1 protein-coding gene is annotated in these 1,657 nt (G+C 71.8%); it reads left to right on the top strand.

Annotation, left to right across the window (positions count from 1 at the left end; translation table 11 throughout):
- Positions 1-1,657: serine/threonine-protein kinase (locus AAGI91_17865; protein ID MEM1044481.1), on the top strand; the 1,657-nt coding region annotated here is incomplete at both ends.

Genomic DNA, 1,657 nt, shown 5'->3' with positions numbered 1-1,657 from the left:
GCTCGTCCCCGACGCCCTCGACCGCGACCCGACCGAGCGCGACGCGTTCCTCGACGAGGCCTGCCGCACGCCCACCGGTGAGATCGACGCGGCGCTTCGCGCGGAGGCGGCCTCGCTCGTCGCCGCCGCCGAGGCGGCCACTGGGGCCGGGTCGTTCGCCTCTCCGGTGTCTGGCGTCGCCAGCGATGCGCACGCCAGCGGGTCCACGATGCCCTCCGCAGCAGCACCGCCGGAGACCGTCGGTCCGTGGCGCGTGACGGGCGTGCTCGGTGAGGGCGGTCAGGGCGTGGTCTACCGAGCCGTCCGCGCTGATGGGGCCTTCGAGCGCGAGGTGGCGCTCAAGCTGCTGCGGCCTGGCGCCCAGGGGCAGGCCTGGGCGCGGCTGGCGGCCCGGCTCGGAGAAGAGCGCCGCGTGCTGGCGCGGCTGGAGCACGAGGGCATCGCGCGACTCTACGACGGCGGCCTCGACGGCGACGGACGCCCGTATCTCGCGATGGAGCTCGTCCGCGGCCAGACGCTCACGCACCACGCGGGCTCCGCTGGCGGCGCGGGCGGTCTCACCGTTCGCCAGCGGGTCGCGCTGATGGCCGACGTGGCGGATGCCGTGGCGTACGCCCATGCCCGGCTGGTCGTCCACCGCGACCTCAAGCCGTCCAACGTGCTCGTGGACGAGGCGGGGCAACCCAAGCTGCTCGACTTCGGCGTAGCGAAGCTGCTGGGCGACGAGGTGGTGGACCCCGACCTGACGGTGCCCGGGTGGATGACGCCGGCGTATGCGGCCCCGGAGCAGGTCCGGAGAGACGAGATCACGACGGCGACGGACGTGTACGCGCTCGGCATACTGGCCTATGAGGTCCTCACGGGTCAGCGCCCCTATGACGTGTCCGGTCTGGACCCTGCGACGTTCCAGCGGACCGTGTGCGAGGTGGTACCGCCTCGGGCGTCGGATACAGCAGTCCAGGTGGCCCCATCGAGGGCGAAGGCGCTCCGCGGCGACCTGGACACGATCTTGGCGAAGACGTTGGCGAAGGAGCCGGAGCGGCGATACCCGACCGCGGAGGCGCTGTCTGCGGATCTCCGCCGGTGGCTCGACGATCTGCCCGTGGAAGCGCGCCAGCCGACGGCGGGATACCGGGTCGGCCGGTTCGTACGGAGGCACCGGGCAGGTGTGTTGGGCACAGCCGCCGCGCTGGCAGTGGTCGTGGGCGTGGCGACGACAGCGTTCGCGCGCGTCAGCAACGAGCGCGACCGAGCCGAGACGGAGGCCGCAAAGTCCGAGGCCGTCAACGACTTCATCCTAGGCATCCTGGGGGAGTCGGATCCGTACCAGTCCGGCCGTGAGGTCACGGTCGCCGAAGCGCTCGACCAAGCCGCGGAGCGGGCGGACTCTGCCCTGATCGACGAGCCCGAAGTCGAAGGCATCGTCCGGTACCATCTGGGGACGACCTACCTCACGCTCTCCCGGGTCGAGGAGTCCGAGCGGGAGTTCGAGCGGGCCATAGAGCTCTTCCGGGGGTCCGTCGGCCCAGATCACGCGAACACCATCGACGCCCTCAACGGCCTCGCGTTCGTCTACTTCACGCGGGGGGAGTTCGACCGGGCTGATGCTCCGCTGCGTGAGGCTCTGCGCGCCGCGAGAACCCACGGAGACGATGAG

This window comes from Bacteroidota bacterium (assembly GCA_038746285.1).
Classification (GTDB): domain Bacteria; phylum Bacteroidota; class Rhodothermia; order Rhodothermales; family JANQRZ01; genus JANQRZ01.
Note: the sequence above shows the minus strand (reverse complement) of the source record. Positions and strands in the feature narration are given on the sequence as shown.